This window comes from Nocardioides panaciterrulae (assembly GCF_013409645.1).
In the GTDB taxonomy this organism is placed as follows: domain Bacteria; phylum Actinomycetota; class Actinomycetes; order Propionibacteriales; family Nocardioidaceae; genus Nocardioides; species Nocardioides panaciterrulae.
This window is the reverse complement of record NZ_JACCBG010000001.1, coordinates 2,744,381-2,764,993: the sequence shown is the minus strand read 5'-3', so window position 1 is coordinate 2,764,993 and position 20,613 is coordinate 2,744,381. Positions and strand designations below refer to the sequence as shown.

Annotated in this window: 17 protein-coding genes; 10 read left to right on the top strand and 7 right to left on the bottom strand. The window is 74.0% G+C overall.

The annotated features are described in order from the left end of the window. Positions 1-25: 25 nt before the first annotated feature. Positions 26-715, bottom strand: coding sequence for an alpha/beta hydrolase (locus BJZ21_RS13125; RefSeq protein WP_343052130.1), 690 nt, complete (start codon positions 713-715; stop codon positions 26-28). A gap of 74 nt (positions 716-789) precedes the next feature. Here BJZ21_RS13125 and ligA point away from each other — a divergent pair, with 74 nt between their 5' ends. From ligA to BJZ21_RS13080, 9 genes are all read left to right on the top strand, one after another. After that, complete coding sequence (ligA, locus tag BJZ21_RS13120; RefSeq protein ID WP_343052129.1) at positions 790-2,913, top strand: NAD-dependent DNA ligase LigA; 2,124 nt, start codon at positions 790-792, stop codon at positions 2,911-2,913. 127 nt (positions 2,914-3,040) lie between these two features. Beyond that, the gene (gene gatC, locus BJZ21_RS13115) at positions 3,041-3,340 is read left to right on the top strand and encodes an Asp-tRNA(Asn)/Glu-tRNA(Gln) amidotransferase subunit GatC (RefSeq protein WP_179664165.1); all 300 of its coding nucleotides are present in this window, start codon (positions 3,041-3,043) and stop codon (positions 3,338-3,340) included. Further along, entirely contained in the window at positions 3,337-4,881 is a 1,545-nt protein-coding gene (gatA, locus tag BJZ21_RS13110) for an Asp-tRNA(Asn)/Glu-tRNA(Gln) amidotransferase subunit GatA (RefSeq protein ID WP_179664164.1), read from the top strand. The genes gatC and gatA overlap by 4 nt, the downstream gene beginning before the upstream one ends. After that, complete coding sequence (gatB, locus tag BJZ21_RS13105) at positions 4,878-6,386, top strand: Asp-tRNA(Asn)/Glu-tRNA(Gln) amidotransferase subunit GatB (protein WP_179664163.1); 1,509 nt, start codon at positions 4,878-4,880, stop codon at positions 6,384-6,386. Before gatA ends, gatB begins: the two co-directional genes overlap by 4 nt. Positions 6,387-6,954: 568 nt before the next feature. Next, on the top strand, positions 6,955-8,103 hold the full coding sequence (locus BJZ21_RS13100) for a prenyltransferase/squalene oxidase repeat-containing protein (protein ID WP_179664162.1): 1,149 nt from the start codon (positions 6,955-6,957) through the stop codon (positions 8,101-8,103). Position 8,104: 1 nt separating this feature from the next. Next, entirely contained in the window at positions 8,105-8,791 is a 687-nt protein-coding gene (locus BJZ21_RS13095) for a hypothetical protein (RefSeq protein ID WP_179664161.1), read from the top strand. Then, positions 8,788-9,897, top strand: a complete 1,110-nt coding sequence (locus BJZ21_RS13090; protein ID WP_179664160.1) for a CbiQ family ECF transporter T component — start codon at positions 8,788-8,790, stop codon at positions 9,895-9,897. The genes BJZ21_RS13095 and BJZ21_RS13090 overlap by 4 nt, the downstream gene beginning before the upstream one ends. Continuing rightward, positions 9,894-11,486 carry an ATP-binding cassette domain-containing protein gene (locus tag BJZ21_RS13085; RefSeq protein WP_179664159.1) on the top strand — a complete coding sequence of 531 codons (1,593 nt, stop codon included), beginning with the start codon at positions 9,894-9,896 and terminating at the stop codon, positions 11,484-11,486. Before BJZ21_RS13090 ends, BJZ21_RS13085 begins: the two co-directional genes overlap by 4 nt. Positions 11,487-11,506: 20 nt before the next feature. Then, positions 11,507-12,406, top strand: a complete 900-nt coding sequence (locus tag BJZ21_RS13080) for an ECF transporter S component (protein WP_179664158.1) — start codon at positions 11,507-11,509, stop codon at positions 12,404-12,406. Here BJZ21_RS13080 and BJZ21_RS13075 read toward each other — a convergent pair. The 4 genes from BJZ21_RS13075 to BJZ21_RS13060 form a co-directional block, all read right to left on the bottom strand. Then, a complete protein-coding gene (locus BJZ21_RS13075; RefSeq protein WP_179664157.1) occupies positions 12,359-13,498 on the bottom strand; it encodes a PQQ-dependent sugar dehydrogenase in 1,140 nt (379 codons plus the stop codon). The two genes, BJZ21_RS13080 and BJZ21_RS13075, sit on opposite strands and share 48 nt — an antisense overlap. Then, positions 13,499-14,449, bottom strand: a complete 951-nt coding sequence (locus BJZ21_RS13070; protein ID WP_179664156.1) for an alpha/beta fold hydrolase — start codon at positions 14,447-14,449, stop codon at positions 13,499-13,501. A gap of 296 nt (positions 14,450-14,745) precedes the next feature. Continuing rightward, positions 14,746-15,000: a hypothetical protein gene (locus BJZ21_RS13065; protein WP_179664155.1), complete on the bottom strand. Its 255-nt coding sequence runs from the start codon at positions 14,998-15,000 to the stop codon at positions 14,746-14,748. Between the two features lie 168 nt (positions 15,001-15,168). After that, on the bottom strand, positions 15,169-16,023 hold the full coding sequence (locus BJZ21_RS13060; protein WP_343052128.1) for an EamA family transporter: 855 nt from the start codon (positions 16,021-16,023) through the stop codon (positions 15,169-15,171). Positions 16,024-16,108: 85 nt separating this feature from the next. Here BJZ21_RS13060 and BJZ21_RS13055 point away from each other — a divergent pair, with 85 nt between their 5' ends. Beyond that, entirely contained in the window at positions 16,109-17,191 is a 1,083-nt protein-coding gene (locus BJZ21_RS13055; protein ID WP_179664153.1) for a WD40/YVTN/BNR-like repeat-containing protein, read from the top strand. A gap of 84 nt (positions 17,192-17,275) precedes the next feature. Here BJZ21_RS13055 and BJZ21_RS13050 read toward each other — a convergent pair whose 3' ends face one another. Both BJZ21_RS13050 and BJZ21_RS13045 read right to left on the bottom strand, forming a co-directional pair. Next, positions 17,276-18,886 carry an amino acid permease gene (locus BJZ21_RS13050; protein WP_218851481.1) on the bottom strand — a complete coding sequence of 537 codons (1,611 nt, stop codon included), beginning with the start codon at positions 18,884-18,886 and terminating at the stop codon, positions 17,276-17,278. 280 nt (positions 18,887-19,166) lie between these two features. After that, positions 19,167-20,525 (bottom strand): MFS transporter, encoded by a 1,359-nt coding sequence (locus BJZ21_RS13045; protein ID WP_179664151.1) that lies wholly within the window; start codon positions 20,523-20,525, stop codon positions 19,167-19,169. Positions 20,526-20,613: the final 88 nt, after the last annotated feature.

Below are 20,613 nucleotides of genomic sequence, written 5' to 3'. Positions count from 1 at the left end.
GGGACATTCCCGCCGGATTCCGGCCTCACCGGTGGTCTGGTCCACCCGCGGTCAGCTGGTCGAGCACCCCGGAGGCCGCGACGTCGTTCCAGGCCGCCACCCGCGTCAGCAGGTAGTGGCCGACCCGCCCCATGTCGCGCAGCTCGGCCCGGCGTGCGACGCCACGGGCGCGGTCCACGAAGCGCTCGGTGGCGCGGTACGACGTGATCCGGTCGTGCCGGCCGTGCGCGGCGAGCAGCAGCTTGCCGGCCAGTGCGGCCACCGGCTCGTCCCGCGGGAACCACGGCGCCAGGCCGACCACCCCGACCACCGACGGGTCGTCGGCCACGTGGACGGCGGTGCGGGCGCCCATCGAGTGGCCCAGCAGCACCACCGGCACGGGTCCGTGCACCCGGCGTACCTCCGCCAGCGCCGCGCGGGCGTCCGCGACGGGGGACGCGCCGCCGTTCCAGCCGCGCTGGGAGTAGCGCAGCAGCCAGGTCGCCGCGCCGGCGGCGTGGAGGCGGGGGTCGACCGCCCGCTGCAGCGCCGCGGCGCGTCGCCACGAGGCGCTGCGGCCGTCGACGGGCCGGGTCGAGCGCTCCTTGCCGCCGTGCAGCAGCAGCACCACCGCGCTGGGCGGGCCGGCAGGGCCGGCCGGCTCGTGGCGGGTCAGCGCGTGCGGGGGCAGGGCGTGCGGGGCCTGGGCGGGCGGGGGAGTCTCCGGGGGAGCCACGCAGGTGGTTCGCCGCGGACCCAGTGGCGGATGGGTGGCGGATGGGTGTCGGCGGGGTTGGGCAAGATGGTGCCGTGGACACCCAGCACGACACCGCCCCCGCCCCGGCGACCGACCCGGCGACCGGCCCGGCCCCCGAGGAGGCGCTCGAGGAGCACCGCCGGCTGGCCGAGGAGGTCGACGAGGCGCGCTGGCGCTACTACGTGCTCGACTCGCCCACGCTCTCCGACGCCGACTTCGACCGGCGGATGCGGCGGCTGGAGGAGCTCGAGGGCCGGTTCCCCGAGCTGCGCACGCCGGACTCCCCGACGCAGAAGGTCGGCGGGGCGGTCTCGACCGAGTTCACCGCGGTCGACCACCTGCAGCGGATGGAGAGCCTCGACAACGCGTTCTCGGCCGAGGAGCTCCAGGCGTGGTACTCGCGCCTCGCCCGCGACGGCGTCGAGAAGCCCTCGCTGCTGTGCGAGCTCAAGGTCGACGGGCTGGCGATCAACATCCTCTACGAGGACGGCCGGCTGGTGCGCGCGCTCACCCGCGGCGACGGCCGCACCGGCGAGGACGTCACCCCGAACGTCCGGACCATCGACTCGGTGCCGCACCGGCTGGCCGCCACCGCCGAGCGTCCCGTCCCGCGGCTGCTGGAGGTCCGCGGCGAGGTCTTCCTGCCCGTGGAGGCCTTCGAGCGCCTCAACGAGGCGATGACCGACGCCGGCAAGCCGGTCTTCGCCAACCCGCGCAACGCCGCGGCCGGGTCGCTGCGCCAGAAGGACCCGCGGGTGACCGCGACCCGCGCGCTGGGCATGGTCTGCCACGGCATCGGCGCCCGGGAGGGCTTCGAGCCCGCCTCCCAGTCCGGTGCGTACGACGCGCTGAGGGCCTGGGGCCTGCCCACCTCCGATCGGGTGCGGGTCCTCGACACCCTCACCGAGGTCGAGGAGTTCATCGCCCACTACGGCGAGCACCGCCACGACGTCGAGCACGAGATCGACGGGGTCGTGGTCAAGGTCGACGACGTCGCGCTGCAGCGGCGGCTGGGGTCCACCAGCCGGGCGCCCCGGTGGGCGATCGCCTACAAGTACCCGCCCGAGGAGGTCAACGCCCGGCTGCTCGCGATCGAGGTGAACACCGGCCGCACCGGCCGGGTCACGCCGTACGGCGTGATGGAGCCGGTCCGGGTGGCCGGCTCGACGGTGGAGATGGCGACCCTGCACAACGCCCACGAGGTCAAGCGCAAGGACGTCCGCCCCGGCGACACCGTGATCCTGCGCAAGGCCGGCGACGTGATCCCCGAGATCGTCGGGCCGGTGCTGCCGCTGCGGCCGGCCGACGCGCCGGAGTGGGTGATGCCGACCCGCTGCCCCGCCTGCGGCACGACCCTGGTGCAGCAGAAGGAGGGCGACAAGGACCTGCGCTGCCCCAACCACCAGAAGTGCCCCGCGCAGGTGCGCGAGCGGGTCTTCCACGTGGCCGGGCGCGGGGCCTTCGACATCGAGGGGCTGGGCTACGAGGCGGCGGTGGCGCTGCTCGAGGCCGAGGTGATCACCGACGAGGGGGACGTGTTCGACCTCGACGAGGCCGCGCTGCTGCGGGCGCCGCTGTTCACCCGGGCGCCGAAGAAGGGGGAGGGGGACCACCCGGTGCTCAGCGCCAACGGCCAGCGGCTGCTCGACAACCTCGGCCGGGCCCGCGAGGTGCCGCTGTGGCGGGTGCTGGTGGCGCTGTCCATCCGGCACGTCGGCCCGACCGCCGCCCGGGCCCTGGCGACCGAGTTCGGGTCGATGGAGGCGATCCGAGCCGCGTCCGAGGAGCAGCTCGCCGCGGCCGAGGGGGTCGGCCCGACCATCGCGGAGTCGGTCATCGAGTGGTTCGGGGTCGACTGGCACCGCGCGATCGTCGAGAAGTGGCAACGGGCCGGGGTCTCGATGGCCGACGAGCGCGACGCGTCGGTGCCGCGCACCCTCGAGGGCCTCACGGTCGTCGTGACGGGGTCGCTGGTCGACTTCAGCCGCGACTCGGCCAAGGAGGCGATCCTGGCCCGCGGCGGCAAGGCCGCCGGCTCGGTGTCGAAGAAGACCGACTACGTCGTGGTCGGCGAGAGCGCCGGCTCCAAGGCCGACAAGGCCGAGCAGCTCGGCGTCCCCATCCTCGACGAGGACGGCTTCAAGCGGCTGCTCGAGGGCGGGCCGGACGGGCTCTGACCGGGCTTCGATCAGGCTCTGACGGGGCTCCGACCGGGCTCTGACCGGGGCGGTGGCGGTGGCGGCGGTGAGGGCCGGCCCCGAGCCGCGCGCCGGGGCCGCCCCGGGCTCTCCTAGGATGGAGCCCATGCCCGATATCACCCGTGACGAGGTCGCGCACCTGGCCGACCTCGCCCGGATCGACCTCTCCGAGGCCGAGCTCGACCACCTCGCACCGCAGCTGTCGGTGATCCTCGAGTCGGTCGCCTCGATCCGCGGGGTCGCCGGCGACGATGTCCCCCCGACCTCCCACGCGCTGCCGCTGACCAACGTCTTCCGCGACGACGTGGTGCGACCCGGCCTGACCGCCGAGCAGGCGCTCTACGGCGCTCCCGCGCAGGAGCAGCAGCGGTTCGCCGTCCCGCGCATCCTCGGGGACGAGCAGTGAGCGGGCTGACGCGGCACACCGCCGCCGAGCTCGCCGACGCGCTCGCGGCGGGGGAGACCACCTCCGTCGAGATCACCCGGGCGCACCTCGACCGGATCGCCGAGGTCGACGGCACCGCCGCGTCCGGCGGGGTGCACGCGTTCCTCCACGTCGACGCCGAGGGCGCGCTCGCTCAGGCCCGGGCCGCCGACGAGCGCCGTGCCGCCGGCTCACCTGCCTCCGCGCTCGACGGCGTCCCGATCGCGGTCAAGGACGTGCTGGCCACCGAGGGGCTGCCCACCACGTGCGGATCGCGGATCCTCGAGGGCTGGATCCCGCCGTACGACGCCACCGTGGTCGCGCGCCTGCGGCGGGCCGGGCTGCCGATCCTCGGCAAGACCAACATGGACGAGTTCGCGATGGGCTCCTCCACCGAGCACTCCGCGTACGGGCCGACCCGCAACCCGTGGGACCTGGACCGGATCCCCGGCGGCTCCGGCGGCGGGTCGGCCGCGGCCGTCGCCGCGTTCGAGGCGCCGCTGGCGATCGGCACCGACACCGGTGGCTCGATCCGCCAGCCCGGGGCGGTCACCGGCACGGTCGGCGTCAAGCCGACGTACGGCGGGGTCTCGCGCTACGGCTTGGTGGCGCTGGCCAACTCCCTGGACCAGGCCGGCCCGGTGACCCGGACCGTGCTGGACTCCGCGCTGCTGCACGAGGTGATCGGCGGCCACGACCCGCTGGACTCCACCAGCATCGACCAGCCGCTGCCGCCGCTGGTCGACGCCGCCCGGCGCGGCGCCACCGGCGACCTCACCGGGGTCCGCGTCGGCGTGGTCAGGGAGCTCGGCGGCGAGGGCTACCAGCCCGGCGTGTTGAGCCGCTTCCAGGAGTCGGTCGACCTGATGGTCAAGGCCGGCGCGGAGGTCGTCGAGGTCAGCTGCCCGCACTTCGTGCACGCGCTGGCGGCGTACTACCTGATCCTGCCGGCCGAGGCCTCCAGCAACCTCGCCAAGTTCGACGCGATGCGCTACGGCCGGCGGGTGCTGCCCGACGGCGCCGACAACCCCTCCGCCGAGCAGGTCATGCGCGCGAGCCGGGACGCCGGCTTCGGCGACGAGGTCAAGCGCCGGATCATCCTGGGCACCTACGCGCTGTCCAGCGGCTACTACGACGCCTACTACGGCCAGGCCCAGAAGGTGCGGACCCTGATCAGCCGCGACTTCGCGGCCGCCTTCGAGAAGGCCGACGTGCTGGTCTCGCCGACCGCCCCCACCACGGCGTTCAAGCTGGGCGAGAAGCTCGACGACCCGATCGCGATGTACCTCAACGACCTCGCGACCATCCCCGCCAACCTGGCCGGCGTGCCGGGCATCTCGGTGCCCAGCGGCCTCGCCGACGAGGACGGACTGCCTGCCGGCGTGCAGGTGCTCGCCCCCGCCCTGGCCGACGACCGCCTCTACCGCGTCGGCGCCGCCCTCGAGGCGGCCCTGGTCGACAAGTGGGGTGGCCCGCTGCTCGACCGCGCCCCGGCCCTCGCCACGAACGGAGCTGTCCGATGACCGCCGACGTCCTGGTGCCGTTCGAGCAGGTGCTGGAGAAGTTCGACCCGGCGCTGGGCCTGGAGGTCCACGTCGAGCTGAACACCGCCTCGAAGATGTTCTGCGGCTGCCCCACCGAGTTCGGCGCCGAGCCGAACACCCAGGTCTGCCCGACCTGCCTCGGCCTGCCCGGCGCGATGCCGGTGGTCAACGTCAAGGCGGTGGAGTCGGCGATCCGGATCGGGCTGGCGCTGAACTGCGACATCGCGGAGTGGTGCCGGTTCGCCCGGAAGAACTACTTCTACCCCGACATGCCGAAGAACTTCCAGACCTCGCAGTACGACGAGCCGATCGCCTTCGACGGGTTCATGGACGTCACCGTGCCCAACGAGGCGGGCGAGGGGGAGACGTTCCGGGTCGAGATCGAGCGCGCCCACATGGAGGAGGACACCGGCAAGTCGCTGCACGTCGGCACCTCCGGGCGCATCCACGGCGCCGACTACTCGCTGGTCGACTACAACCGCGCCGGCATCCCGCTGATCGAGATCGTCACCAAGCCGATCCGCGGCGCCGGGGAGAGGGCCCCCGACGTCGCCCGGGCGTACGTCGCCCAGCTGCGCGACCTGATCGTGGCCCTCGGCGTCTCCGACGCGCGGATGGACCAGGGGTCGATCCGCGCCGACGTGAACCTCTCCCTCGCGCCCAAGGGATCGGGCACGCTCGGCACCCGCACCGAGACCAAGAACGTCAACTCGCTGCGCTCGGTCGAGCGCGCGGTGCGCTACGAGATGTCGCGGCACGCGGCGGTGCTCGAGGAGGGTCGCACGATCCTCCAGGAGACCCGGCACTGGCACGAGGACACCGGCATCACCACGAGCGGGCGGGAGAAGTCCGACGCCGAGGACTACCGCTACTTCCCGGAGCCGGACCTGGTGCCGGTCGCCCCGTCGCGGGAGTGGGTCCAGCAGCTGCGCGGCACCCTCCCGGAGAACCCGACCGCCCGCCGGGCCCGCCTGCAGGCCGAGTGGGGCTTCTCCGACCTCGAGATGCGCGACACCGTGGGTGCCGGGGCGCTCAGCTCGATCGAGCAGACCATCGCCGCCGGGATCTCCCCGCAGGCCGCCCGGAAGTGGTGGCTCGGCGAGCTCGCCCGCCGCGCCAACGAGCAGGGCGTCGAGGTCTCGGCGCTGTCGGTGACCCCGCTGGAGGTGGCCCGCGTCCAGACGCTGGTCGACGAGGGGAAGATCAACGACAAGCTGGCCCGGCAGGTCTTCGACGGCCTGCTGGCCGGCGAGGGCACCCCCGACGAGGTCGTGGAGGCGCGCGGTCTGGCGATCGTGTCCGACGACGGCGCCCTCGGGGCGGCCGTGGACAACGCGATCGCGGCCAACCCAGACGTCGCCGACAAGATCCGCGACGGCAAGGTCGCCGCGGCCGGTGCGCTGATCGGTGCGGTGATGAAGGAGATGCGCGGCCAGGCCGACGCCGGACGGGTGCGCGAGCTGATCCTCGAGAAGCTCTCCTGACCCTGACCCTGACCCAGACCCTGCCCCCGCCCGACCCCCGAGGGGCACGCCGAGTCGGCGCTCGTTGACACCCAGGGCTGGGCGAGGGGCACGCCGAGTCGGCGCTCGTTGACGCCCAGGGGAACGCCGAGTCGGCGCTCGTTGACGCCCAGGGGTACGCCGAGTCGGCGCTCGTTGACGCCCAGGGGTACGCCGAGTCGGCGCTCGTTGACGGATTGGCTGTCAAGCTGCGCCGACTCGGTGTGCTGGGGGCGTCAAGCTGCGCCGACTCGGCGTACTGGGGGTGTCAAGCTGCGCCGACTCGGCGTACTGGGTGGTGACGGACGGCACGAGAGGCGGGCCTCGGATCGTTGGTAGGCTGCGGCCACCAATCATCACGCCCGTAGCAGGGGAAGCCGGTCCGAGTCCGGCGCTGACCCGCAACCGTAGGCCGCCCCGGAGCATCCGGGGCTGCGAGCCGGAGCACCTGCTGCGACGCGTCCTGACTACACGCTGTCGAGGAAAGCAGCGGGTGGTGTCCGCGGGCAGCAGCCTTCGGTCCTCCCGTTGTGCAGCGGGAAGGAACCCCATGTCGCACCGCCACCAGTCCCCGTTCCGGCGCACCGCATCCCTAACCGGGATCGGAGCGCTCGCCCTGCTCCTGTCGGCCTGCGGGTCGTCGGACCCGGACCCGGGCCAGCAACCGGCCGACCGGCCCGCCCACGACACCGCCGCGGTCGCCTCCGGCGCCGCCTGGCTCGCGGCCCAGGCGCCGCACGGAATCGTGCACAACGACCAGTACGACGTCGACGACCAGGGGCTCTCGGTCGACGTGGCGCTCGCGCTGCAGGCGGTCGGTCAGCAGGACGACACGGTCCGGCAGGTCGGCGACCACCTCGCGTCGAACATCAAGGCCTACGTCGCCCCGGGCTACGGGACCCTGACCTCGGCCGGCAGCACCGCCAAGGCAGCGGTCCTGGCCGAGGCGATGGACGAGGATCCCACCGACGTCGGCGGGCTCGACCTGGTGAGTCGGCTGGAGGGCACGGTCGCCGGGTCGGGCGCCGCGACCGGCCGGGTCGAGGACCAGCTCGACCCGAAGCAGAAGGGCGCCGCGGACTACGCGAACACGATCGCCCAGGCGTACGCCGTGCTGGCGTTGGACGGGGCGCACAGCGACGCGGCCGGCGACGCGACGACGTACCTCCTGCAGCAGCAGTGCCCCGACGGCTGGTTCCGGCTGGACCTCCCGGCTCCGGAGGCCAAGGACCAGGGCTGCGCCGCCGACCCCAAGAGCAGCCCGGACGTGGACGCGACCGCGTTCGCCGTGCGCGCGCTCCACGGCTCCGACGACCCGAAGGCGGCCGCGGCCGTGCAGAGAGCCGTCTCCTGGCTGGAGCGGGTCCAGGCGGCCGACGGGTCCTTCGGCGGCGCGCCGGTCGGCCAGGACCCGAACAGCAACAGCACCGGACTGGCCGGCTGGGTCCTCGGCGACCTCGGCGAGACCGACGCGGCCGAGCAGGCGGCGACCTGGCTCGCCGGCCGACAGCTGCGCGACTGCCCGGGCACCGCGAAGGCCGACGTCGGCGCGGTGGCGTACGACGACGCCGCGCTGTCCGCCGCGGCCTCGAAGGGCATCACGCCCAAGACCCAGGACCAGTTCCGCCGGGCGAGCGCACAGGCCGTGCCTGCCCTGCAGTGGCTGCCGGCCGGCGCCGCCGCGAAGGCCAGCTGCTGACGTGACCTCCTGCGGCCGCCTCGCGCGCCTCGCCGCCGCCACCCTGCTGGCGGCGGCGGCCGGAGTGCTGCCCGCGCTCGCCCCCGTGGTCGCTCCCGCGCTGGCCGCCGACGGCTGCCGGCCCGGCCACGGGGTCACGGTGGTCGTGGACTTCCACCGGCTGCCTCACGACGACGTGCGTGCCTGCGTCCCCGGCGGGGGCGGCTCCGATGCCGCCGCCGTGCTCGCGGACGCGGGGCTGGCGCTCACCGACGTGCAGCGCCAGCCCGGGTTCGTGTGCCGCGTCGACGGGCTGCCCGCCGACGACCCGTGCGTGAACACGCCGCCGTCCGACGCCTACTGGTCGCTGTGGTGGTCCGACGGCTCGTCGGGCGAGTGGACCTATTCCACCGTGATGGCCTCCGCGCTGGAGGTGCCCGACGGCGGCTTCGTCGGCCTGGTCTGGCAGCGGGGTGCGGCCGAGCTCCGCCCCGCGGTGCCTCCGGTCGCGGGCCGGGGGAGCGGGCCGACGCCCGCGCCGACGCAGGCAGCCCGAGCAGGACAGGCGGGGCAGGCAGGGCAGGCGGGCCACACCCGTGCCCCCGGAGGGCTGCCGGTCTGGGTGACGCCGGTCGCGGTCGGCGTCCTGCTGGTCGGCGCGGCCGGCACCGCCGCCGCCCGCCGTCGTCGAGCCGGAGGCGGCTCGTGAACGCCCGGCTGCCCCGCGACCTGCACCCGGTGGCCTGGTGGCTGTGGGCGATCGGCCTCGCCACGGCCGCCTCGCTGACGACCAACCCGTTCGCGGTGCTGCTGGTCGTGGCCGTCACCGTGGTCGTGGTCGTCGCCCGCCGGTCCGGGCAGCCGTGGGCGCGCTCGTTCCGGCTCTACGTCGCCATGGCGGCCCTGGTCGTGGCGGTGCGGGTGGCGTTCCGGCTGCTGTTCGGGGGCGGGTACGGCGGGCACGTGCTGCTCGACCTGCCGGCGGTGCCGCTGCCCGGCTGGGTCGCCGGCGTCACGCTGCTCGGCCCGGTGACCCGCGAGTCGCTGCTGGCCGGGCTCTACGACGGCCTGCGGCTGGCCACGATCGTGGTCTGCGTGGGGGCCGCGAACGCGCTGGCCAACCCCAAGCGGCTGCTGCGGTCGGTGCCGCCGGCGCTCTACGAGATCGGCACCGCCTTGGTTGTGGCGGTCTCGGTGCTGCCGCAGTTCGCCGACAGCGCCCGCCGGGTGCGGGCCGCGCAGAGCCTGCGCGCCGGTGACACCCGGCGGGTCGGCCGACTCCGACGGTTCCTGGTGCCGGTGCTCGAGGACGCGCTCGAGCGCTCGCTGGCCCTCGCGGCCGGCATGGACGCCCGCGGCTACGGTCGTTCCGGACACCTGACCCGGGGTCGGCGCCGGCTCACCGGGACCTTGATGCTCGTCGGCCTGGTCGGCACCTGCGTCGGCGTCTACGCGGTGCTGGACCGGACCGCCCCCCGCTACCTGGCGCTGCCGATGCTCGCGGGGGGGACCGGGGCTGCGGTTGCCGGCCTGCTCACCGCCGGCCGCCGGGTGGAGCGCACCCGCTACCGGCCGGACCACTGGCGGTGGCCCGAGCTCGCGGTCGCGGGCTCCGGCGTGGTCGCCGGCGCGCTCGGCTGGTGGGTCGCCGGCCACCAGCTGGCGCTGGCCTACCCGGCCCTCGACGGTGTCCCGCGGGTCAGCGCGTGGACGCTGGCCGCCGCGGTGCTCGCGCTGGCCGGCGGCCTGTGCGCCCCGCCCCCGGCCACGCCGTACCTCCCGACGCCGGCGCTCCCGCAGGAGGTGGCGGCGTGATCGAGCTGCGCGGCATCGGGTTCGCCTACGACGAGGTGCGGGTCCTCGACGGCGTCGACCTGAGCATCGAGGAGGGCGAGCTGGTCCTGGTCTCGGGCCCCACCGGCGTGGGCAAGTCGACCCTGCTCGGCGTGGTCGCCGGGCTGGTGCCGCGGTTCAGCGGCGGCCGCCTGGACGGCGACGTGCTGCTCGACGGGGTCAGCGTCGTCGGCCGCCCGCCGCGCGAGCGCGCCCACCTGGTGGGGTACGTCGGCCAGGACCCGGCCGCCGGCTTCGTCACCGACACCGTCGAGGAGGAGCTCGCCTACGGCATGGAGCAGCTCGGACTGCCCCCCGAGACGATGCGGCGACGGGTCGAGGAGACGCTGGACCTGCTCGGGATCGCCGACCTGCGCGCCCGCGCGCTGTCCACGCTGTCGGGGGGACAGCAGCAGCGGGTGGCGATCGGCTCGGTGCTGACCATGCACCCCCGGCTGCTGGTCCTCGACGAGCCGACCTCGGCGCTCGACCCGACCGCGGCCGAGGAGGTGCTGGCCACGCTCACCCGGCTGGTGCACGACCTGGGCGTCTCGGTGCTGCTCGCCGAGCACCGCCTCGAGCGGGTGGTGCCGTTCGTGGACCGGATGTGCCTGATGCCCGGCGACGGGAGCGTCCGGGTGGGCGAGCCGGCCGACCTGCTGGCGACCTCCCCGATCGTCCCGCCGATCGTGGAGCTGGGTCGCGCCGCCGGCTGGCACCCGCTCCCGCTGAGCGTGCGCGACGCCCGGCGCCGGGCCCGCGGGCTGAGGCTGCGCGCCCCCGAGAGCGTGGAGCGCCCCCGACCGGAGGGCCCGGCCGCGACCGCCGAGCCGGCGCTGCGGGCCCGTGGGGTGAGCGTGGTGCACGGCAGCACGGTCGCGCTGCGCGGGGTCGACGTCACCCTCGGCGCCGGACGGGTGACCGCGCTGATGGGCCGCAACGGCGCCGGCAAGTCCACGCTGCTGTGGGCGCTGCAGGGCAGCACCCGACGGCGGGCCGGCGAGGTCCGGGTCGGCGGCCGGGACACCGCGTCGCTGGACCCGGCCGGTCGCCGCTCGCTGGTGGGGCTGGTCCCGCAGACCGCCGCCGACCTGCTCTACCTGGAGACGGTCGCCGAGGAGTGCGCGGCCGCCGACGGCGGGACCGGTGCGGCCCGCGGGATCCTGGAGCGGCTGGTGCCCGGCGTCCCCGACGACCAGCACCCCCGCGACCTCTCCGAGGGTCAGCGGCTGGCGCTCGCGCTGGCCCTGGTGCTGGCGCCGCGCCCGCCGCTGCTGCTGCTCGACGAGCCCACCCGCGGCCTCGACTACGCCGCCAAGCGCGTCCTCGCCGGCATGCTGCGCGCCCTGGCCGCCGAGGGGCACACGGTGCTGGTCGCCACCCACGACGTCGAGTTCGTCGCCCAGGCCGCGGACGACGTGGTGGTGCTGGCCGACGGCGAGGTCGTCTCCTCGGGCCCGGTGCGCCGGGTCGTCGCCGAGTCGCCGGCCTTCGCGCCCCAGGTCACCAAGGTGCTCGGCGCGCCCTGGCTGCGGGTCGACGAGGTCGTGGCCGCGCTGGACGCCTCATGACCCGGCCGAGGACCCGGCCGATGATCCCGCCCGCCGTGGCCCTCGCGCCGCGCTCGGCGCTGGTGCTCGCGCTGGCCTCCCTGGCCGGGCTGATGATGCTCGCCTGGCCGCTGCTGGTGCGGGTGCCGGAGCACGCCCGCGTCGACCCGCCGTTCCTCTTCCTGGCGCTGCTGCCGGTGGTGATCGTCGTCGTCCTCGCCGAGCTCAGCGAAGGCGGCATGGACCCCCGGGTGCTGGCGGTGCTGGGGGTGCTGAGCGCGGTCAACGCGCTGCTCCGGGGGCTCTCGGCGGGCGTGGCCGGGGTGGAGCTGGTGTTCTTCCTGCTGATCCTCGCCGGGCGCGTCTTCGGCCCCGGGTTCGGCTTCGTCCTCGGCTGCACCTCGCTGTTCGCCTCGGCGCTGATGACCGCCGGGGTCGGCCCGTGGCTGCCGTTCCAGATGCTGGTCTCCGCGTGGGTCGGCATGGGCGCCGGGCTGCTGCCCCGGCGGGTCACCGGGCGCGCGGAGGTCGCGATGCTGGTGGGGTACGCCGTGGTCGCGGCGTACGCGTTCGGCCTGCTGATGAACCTCTCCACCTGGCCGTTCGCGCTCGGCGTCGAGGTGCCCGGCCACCCGGGTTCGCTGGCGTTCGTGGCCGGGGACCCGCTGGTGGCCAACCTGCACCGCTTCGCGGTCTACACGCTGCTCACCTCGACCGGCAGCTGGGACACCGGCCGGGCGATCACCAGCTCCGTCGCGATCATCGTGCTCGGCCCGGCCGTGCTCACCACGCTGCGTCGCGCGGCCCGCCGAGCCAGCGTCACCGGCAGCGTCAGCGGCGGCGTGGCCGGCAGGGGCAGCGGCAGCGGGGCCGGGACCGCGGGGAGCGGCGGGTCAGGTCGGGTCGACGAGGAGGATCCGGTCGTCGCCGGCGACGGGTGACCCACGACCGTCCCGGTTGCTGGTGGTCACCCAGAGCATCCCGTCGGGTGCCACGACCACCGTGCGCAACCGGCCGTACGCGCCGACGAAGAACGCCCGCGGGTCGTGGGCCCGCGCGCCGGTGACGTCGACCCGCCACAGCCGGGCGCCGTGCAGGGCCGCCAGCCAGAGGTGCCCGTCGAGCCACGCCAGCCCGGAGGGCGAGGCCTGGTCGGTGGGCCAGACGAGCTGGGGATCCACGAGGCCGCCGGTGCCGCCCTTCCCCTCCACCAGCGGCCAGCCGTAGTCGCGTCCCGGGCGGATCAGGTTGAGCTCGTCCCACGTGTCCTGGCCGAACTCCGAGGCCCACAGCCGGCCGGCGTCGTCGAACGCGAGACCCTCCACGTTGCGGTGGCCGTAGGACCACACCGGGGATCCGAACGGGTTGCCCGGGGCGGCTTCGCCGTCGGTGGTGATCCGCAGGATCTTGCCGCCGAGCGAGCCCTTGTCCTGGGCGAGGCTGGAGTCGCCGGTCTCCCCGGTCGAGGCGTAGAGGTAGCCGTCGGGCCCGAAGGCCAGCCGGCCGCCGTCGTGGATGAACCCGGCCGGGATGCCGTCGAGGACGGTGCGGAGCGGGCCGAGCCGGCCCCCGTCGTACGTCGCCTCGACGATCCGGTTGCCGGAGGTCGTGGTCTCGTAGAAGAACAGCAGGTGATCGGTCGCGAAGTCGGGGGAGACCGCGACCCCCAGCAGCCCGGACTCGCCCGCGGCGCCGGGGTCGACCGGGTCGGCGAACGTGGCGATCACGCTGACCCGGTGGGTGGTGCCGTCGATGCGCAGCACGCGCTTGGTGTCGCGCTCGGTGACCACCGCGTCGCCGCCGGGCAGGAACGCGATCCCCCACGGGACCTGGAGGTCGCGGGCGACGGTGCCGACCACACGCGGGCCGCCGTGGGAGCCGCCCTGGGAGCCCGCGGAGGAGCCCGCGGAGGAGCCGGTGGGGGAGCTGGTGGGGGAGCCGGTGGGCGAGCCGGTGCCGGGGTGGTCGGAGCTCGTGCAGGCGGGGAGCGCCAGGGCCGCGAGGGCCACCACGAGCGCCGCGCCCCGGCGCATTCAGCCCACCCGGTCCAGGAACTCCAGCAGCAGCTCGTGCACCCGCGTGGGCTGTTCCATCTGCACGAAGTGGCTGCCGCGGAGCTCGACGTACGTCGCATCCGCCATCCGCTCCGCCGCGGTGGCCATCTGGCGGGCACCCGCGAGCACGTCGTAACGCCCCGCGACGAAGACCGCCGGCGCGTCGATGCGGCTGAGCGGGACCCGGCCGTGGCGGGCGGTGTGCAGCGCCAGGTGGGCGTACCACTCCACCGGCGTGCGCAGGAACTCACGCACCGCGCGGACCGCGAGCTGACGGTCGGGCACCGGGAACATGAATCCGGAGTGGCTGATCAGCACCAGCCCGCGCGGACCCACGGGCAGCCGGGTCACGACCGGCGTCAGCGCCCGGCCCCCGAGCCGCAGCGCGCGGGAGGCGCCGCCGGCGACCGCCTTGGCGGCGAACCGCGGCAGCCGCAGCGGGCCGAGCATCGTCGAGAACGTGTCGCCCGGGACCCCCGCGACCGCGAACAGGCCGGCCACGCGCTCGGGATGGGTCAGCGCGAGCTCGAACATCGTGTTGACGCCCATCGACCAGCCCACCAGGACGGCCCGGTCGAGGCCGAAGTGGTCCATGACCGACAGGGCGTCCTCGACGAAGGCGTCGATGCCGACGCGCTCGGGGTCGGCGGGTCGCGCGGAGCCACCGGTGCCGCGGTGGTTCCAGGACACGACGCGGACCCCGCAGTCCGGGTCGAGCAGTGCCGGCCAGGCCCACGGGTTGGTGCCGAGGCCGTTGCAGAGCACCACGGTGGGACCGTCGATGCGACCCGCGGGGTCGTTGGTCCACGCCCGCAGGTGGGTGCCGTCGTCGGATCGGATGTCCTGGAACCCGATCCGCGCCGCCGGCTCCGGCGACCCCTCGGCGCTGTCGTCGGGGCCTTCGTGGGCACTGTCGGAACGGGCGGGCATGGCCCGATTGTGCCCCAGCGGCCCGGGGGTGGGCGGGATCACCGGGAGGGGTCACCGGGATCGGCCGCCTGCAGGAATCCCCGGCCAGCCGGGGATCCCCTCGGTTGTCAGCCGTTGCAACGCCCGACAACCGAGGGAACGCCCTGACAACCCTGGGGTGATCGGCCCGCCACGTCCCGGCACGTCCGCCACGTCCCGGCACGTCCGCCACGGCCCCGGCCGGGCTGCCGGCGTGGCATTGGGAGGCGTACGGCGGCCGGGCCCGCCGGTTCCCGGAGAGGCGGGCCGTCGCCGCGTCAGCCGCGCCGCGCGCGGGGCAGGGAGGAGTCCCCGACCGGCGCGTGGACGGTGACCCGTGCGTGCGCGGCGAGGAACTCCTCGACCTCGAGCCGCTCCGCCCGTCGTCGGGCGAGCGCGGTGGAGGCGAACAGCGCGTTGCGTCGAGCCCGCTGCTGGGACTCGACCGGCCAACGCCGCACCCCGTCGACCAGTCGCCGCACCGGCTGCGTGAGTGGTGCGAGCGGTCGGGCCGACGGTGTGGCGGTGTCCATGTGCTGCTCCCCGGTTCCGTGGTCGTGGCTCCACGCTAGGAGCGGTACGCGTCGCCGGCGTCAACGTCGTGTGTCGTCCGTGTGAACTCGTCGGCGACCGACGCGCCGGGGCTCGGACTCAGCCGGGGCTCGCACTCAGCCGGGGCGCGGACTCAGCCGGGGCGCGGCTCAGTCGGGCACCGGCTCGGAGAGCGTCGCCGAGGTGCGCGTGGCGCCGATGCTGGCGGCGACCACGCAGCCCATCGCGAGCCACTGGGCGGGGGCGAGCATCTCCTGCAGCACGACGATGCCGGCCAGCGCCGCGGCGGCCGGTTCGAGGCTCATCAGGATGCCGAACACCGACGGGGGCAGGCTGCGCAGCGCGACCAGCTCGCAGCTGTAGGGGATCACCGAGCTGAGCAGCCCGACGGCCGCGCCGAGCAGCCACACGCGGCCATCGCCCAGGTGACCGCTGCCGAGGTGCAGCGCCGCCGGCGTCAGCAGCAGGGCGGCCACCACGCTGGCGACCGCGAGGCCGTCGAGGCCGGGCCAGTGGCGCCCGGTCTGCGCGCTGAGCAGGATGTAGCACGCCCACGCGGTGCCGGCGAGCAGCGCGAAGAGCACCCCCGCGAGCGTGAGGTGGCCGGGCTCGAGGCCGAGCAGGGCGACCCCGGCCGCGGCCAGCAGCACCCACACCAGGTCCCGCGGGCGTCGGGAGCCGAGCACCGCCAGCGACAGCGGCCCGATGAACTCGACGGTCACGGCCACACCCAGGGGGATGCGGGCGAAGGACTGGTAGATCGCCCAGTTCATCACGCCCAGGCTGGCGCCGAACCCGACCACCACCAGCCAGTCCCGGCCACTGCGCCGTCGTACGCCGGGCCGCGCGATCGCGACCAGGACGACCGCGCTGGTGACCAGCCGCAGCCACACGATCAGCGTCGGTGGCACCTCGCCGAACAGGCTCTTGGCGATGCCCGCGCCGAACTGGACCGACAAGATCCCGATCAGCACCAGCCAGACCGGTGAGAATCGGGAGGTCACCGGGTCAATGTAGGTGTCGGCGCCGCATGCTGGGATCACAGGGGTCGCAGCGAACCCGCGCGGCGGCCGCGCGAAGGGAGCAGGGATGGAAACCGTGCTGATGGTCGGCACCCGCAAGGGCCTGTGGTTGGGCCGGTCGGACGAGGAGCGCAGGGACTGGGAGTTCACCGGCCCGCACTTCGACATGGAGGAGGTCTACTCCTGCCTCGTCGACAAGCGGGGCGACCGGCCGCGGCTGCTGGCCGGCACCTCCAGCCCCTGGCTCGGGCCACAGGTGCGCCGCTCGGAGGACCTGGGCGCGACCTGGACGGAGACGCCCGGCGGGGCGATCCGTTTCCCCGAGGGCGCCGACGCCACGGTCGAGCGGGTCTGGCAGCTGGTGGCGGGCGCCGAGCCGGGGGTCGTGTACGCCGGGACCGAGCCGGGCGCGGTGTGGCGCTCGGCGGACGGGGGCGAGACCTTCGCGCTCGAGCAGGCGCTGTGGGACCACCCGCACCGCCCCCAGTGGGACGCCGGCTTCGGTGGCCAGGCCTTCCACACGGTGCTCCCGCACCCGGCCGACCCGCGCTCGGTGACCGCCGCGCTCTCGACCGGCGGGGTCTACCAGACCGCCGACGGCGGCGCGTCCTGGGAGCCGCGGAACCAGGGGGTCCGCGCGGAGTTCCTGCCCGAGGGCGAGCAGTATCCGGAGTTCGGGCAGTGCGTGCACAAGGTGACCCGCCACCCCTCCCGGCCCGAGCGGCTCTACCTGCAGAACCACGGCGGTGTCTACCGCTCCGACGACCACGGCGGCTCGTGGCAGTCGATCGCCGACGGGCTGCCCGCGCAGTTCGGCTTCCCGATCGTGGTGCACCCCCACGATCCCGACACGGTCTACGTCTTCCCGATCAACGGCGGTGACCGGCGCTACCCGCCGGACGCCCGGGCGAGGGTGTGGCGCTCGCGGGACGCCGGCGAGAGCTGGCAGGAGCTCGGCGACGGGCTGCCCGACGGTTTCTGGGTCGCGGTGATGCGCGACGCGATGTGCACCGACGACCACGCTCGCGCGGGGATCTACTTCGGTGCCCGCAACGGCGCGGTGTGGGGCTCGGCCGACGAGGGCGAGACCTGGCGGCTCCTGGTCGCCGACCTGCCCGACGTGATGGTGGTCCGGGCCGCGGCCCTCTGAGCGACAACCGGGGCCCAAATGGCGGTCGGCCCGTCCGCGGGACGCGGACGGGCCGACCACCTGTTTCTCCGGAAGGGGAGAAGATCACGGAGCCGCGCCGAGGCTCTCCTCCTCGACCTCGGACTCCCGGCGGGACTGCTCGATGTGCTCGGCGGCCTCGTCGGGGTGCAGCGCGGTCTTCTGCGCGATCGCGTAGATGACCACCGAGAACACGAAGACGACCAGGAACGACCACCCGAAGTTGAACGCGCCGAGGTTGCCCGCGCCGGCGCTCTTCTCCGGGAAGTTGCCCAGGTAGGAGATCAGCGCCAGGCCGGCCAGCCACGGCAGCAGCCAGGCCGCACCGGCCTTGAAGTCCAGCTTCGGCGCGGTCACCCGCCCGGTCACGTGGAAGACGCCGAGCAGCACGAACCCGATCAGCACGGCGATGAACAGCTTCCAGTTCACCAGCCAGCCCGACCAGTAGACGATCAGGTTCGAGCAGTAGAACGCCAGGATCGGGATCACGTGGCCGCCGGGCACCCGGAACGGCCGCTCCTTCTCGGGCTTCTGCTTGCGCAGCGCGGAGAGCACCAGCGGGCCGGAGGCGAAGGACAGCACGGTGGCCGAGGTGATGAACCCGACCAGCTGCTGCCAGCTCGGGAACGGCAGGAAGACGATCAGGCCGACCACGAAGGCGAGCACGAGACTCACCAGCGGCACGCCCCGGTCGGAGGTCTTCGCCAGCGACTGCGGGGCGTTGCCGTTGCGGGCCATCGCGTAGGAGATCCGCGAGGTGATGGTCGTGTAGATCAGGCCGGTGTCTCCGGGGGAGATGATGGCGTCGGCGTAGAGCAGCACCGCGAGCCAGCCCAGGCCCAGCAGCGTGGCGACCGCAGCCAGCGGGCCGAAGTCGTTGGCGAAGCTGAGGTTGCTCCAGCCCTTGTCGAGCAGCTCCGGCTTCAGCGCGCCGATGAACGCGATCTGCAGGGCGACGTAGATGACGCCGGTCAGCAGCACCGAGCCGATCACCGCGATCGGCACGTTGCGGCGGGGATTGTCGGTCTCACCGGCCAGCTCGATGCCCTGACGGAAGCCGAGGTAGGAGAAGACCACGCCCGAGGTGGAGATCGCGGTGAAGACGCCGTGCCAGCCGGTCGGCATGAAGCCCTGGCTGGAGAAGTTCTCGCCGTTGTAGGCGGTGAACAGGAACGCGGCGATGACGAGCAGGATGATGAACAGCTTCCACCACACCAGCACGTTGTTGACACGGGCGAACCAGCGCACGCCGTAGTAGTTGACGACGACGAACACCGCCATCAGCACTACCGCGGCGCCGTAGCCCAGCGCGGTCAGCGTGTGCACGGTTTCGCCGTTCACCTGGTTCGCGGCCGTGAACGGGGCGTACTTGGTGGCGTACTGCAGGGCGGCCTCGACCTCGATCGGGGCGGTCGTGGCGACCGCGACCCAGGTGATCCAGCCGGTCGTGTAGCTCGCGAACGAGCCGAAGGAGAGGTGCGGGTAGCGCACCACCCCGCCCGAGAGGGGGTACATGGTGCCGAGCTCGGCGTAGACGAGGGCGATCATCAGGATCATCACCCCGCCCAGAGCCCAGGAGATGGTGGCCGCGGGGCCCGCGGTCACGGCGGCGTTCAGGGCGCCGAAGAGCCAGCCGGAACCGATGATGGATCCAACACTGGCGAACAGCAGTCCCACGATGCCGACGTGGCGTTTGAGCTGTGGTTGCTCCGTCGACGTTGATGGGGGGGTGGTGTCCGTGGTCATGTTCACCTTCTCTGTCCTGGTGGTCACGGCATCCGGCCGAAAAGAGGCCGAACACCCTTCCCTACCCGCCCGGATGCCGGACAAACCCGTTCGGTGACCGGCGGGTCAACCGCAGGGGTCCCGCGCGTTGGTAGGGGGCTGGGGGGACATGGCTGGACCCGGCGTCGGTGGAGGCCGGGTCCCGCGCACGTCCGGAGGGGTACGGCGGCGCTCAGCCGCCGGCCCTCGCATAGGTCGCGTCGTCCTCGATGTCGCTGTCGGTGTGGTCGCGCAGCAGGGCGCACGCGATAAGCGTGATCACCGCGGAGATGAGCATGTAGCCGGCGACGGCGTACCCGGTGTCGAAGGTGTGGATCAGCCACACCGCCACCAGCGCGGCCGGTCCGCCGGCCACGACCGAGGCGAGCTGGTAGCCGAGCCCGGCCCCGCCGTACCGCAGGCTGGTCGGGAACGACTCGGCGATCAGCGAGGCCTGGGGGCCGTACTGCATGGCGTGCGGGATCAGGCCGACGCACAGCGCGAGGAAGACCAGCCAGGAGAGCCCGCTGTCGAGCATCGCGAAGTACACGAAGCCCCACACGCCGGTGACCGCGGCGCCCGCCATGTAGACCTTCTTGCGGCCCCGGGAGTCGGAGAGATGGCCGAAGTAGGGGACCAGGAAGAACTCCAGCCCGGCGGCGACCAGCGTCCCGATCAGCACGAAGTTGCGGCTGTAGCCGTGGGCGTCGTCGGTGAGGTAGGAGAGCACGAACGCGGTCACGATGTAGAACGGCATCTGCTCCGACATCCGCAGCAGCGCCGAGAGCAGGATCTCGCGCGGGTGCTCGCGGATCACCTCGAGCACCGGCGTACGCCGGATCCGCTGCTCCTTGACCGCCTTGGCGAAGATCGGCGTCTCGAGGATCTGCAGCCGGATGTAGAGGCCGATCGCGACCATCAGCAGGCTGATCAGGAACGGGACCCGCCAGCCCCACGAGAGGAAGGCGGCGTCGGAGAGCGCGCTGTTGAAGATCGTGAGGAACAGCGTGCCCAGGATCAGGCCGCAGGCCACGCCGAGCTGGGGCCAGCTGCCCATCAGGCCGCGCCGCTTCTGATCGCCCCACTCCATCGAGAGCAGCACCGAGCCGCTCCACTCGCCGCCCACCGCGATCCCTTGCAGGACGCGCAGCGCGATCAGGGCGACCGCCGCGCCGTTCCCCCAGGTGCCGGCGCCGGGCAGGAGGCCGATCAGCGCGGTCGAGAGCCCCATCAGCACCAGGGTGACGATCAGCGTCGCCTTGCGGCCGATCCGGTCGCCCCAGTGGCCGAAGATCGCCGCACCGATCGGCCGGGCCGCGAAGCCGACGAAGTAGGTGGCGAAGGACTCCAGGGTCGCCACGTAGTGGGAGGAGTGCGGGAAGAAGACGTCGGGGAAGACCAGGGCGGCCGCGGTGCCGTAGAGGAAGTAGTCGTACCACTCGATGGTGGTGCCGACCGTGCTGGCCAGCGCGGCCTTGCGGACCTGGCGGCGGTGTTCGGCGGTGCCCTCGGCACCCGTCGCGGCTTCGGCGGAGTGTGGGTCAAGTGTCATAGGGACGCCTCTCTCGCCCGCGGCCCGAGGTCGCAGGTCGTTCGGCTCCCGGGTCGTTCCCGAGAGACCCGGCAACATCTCTACCCCC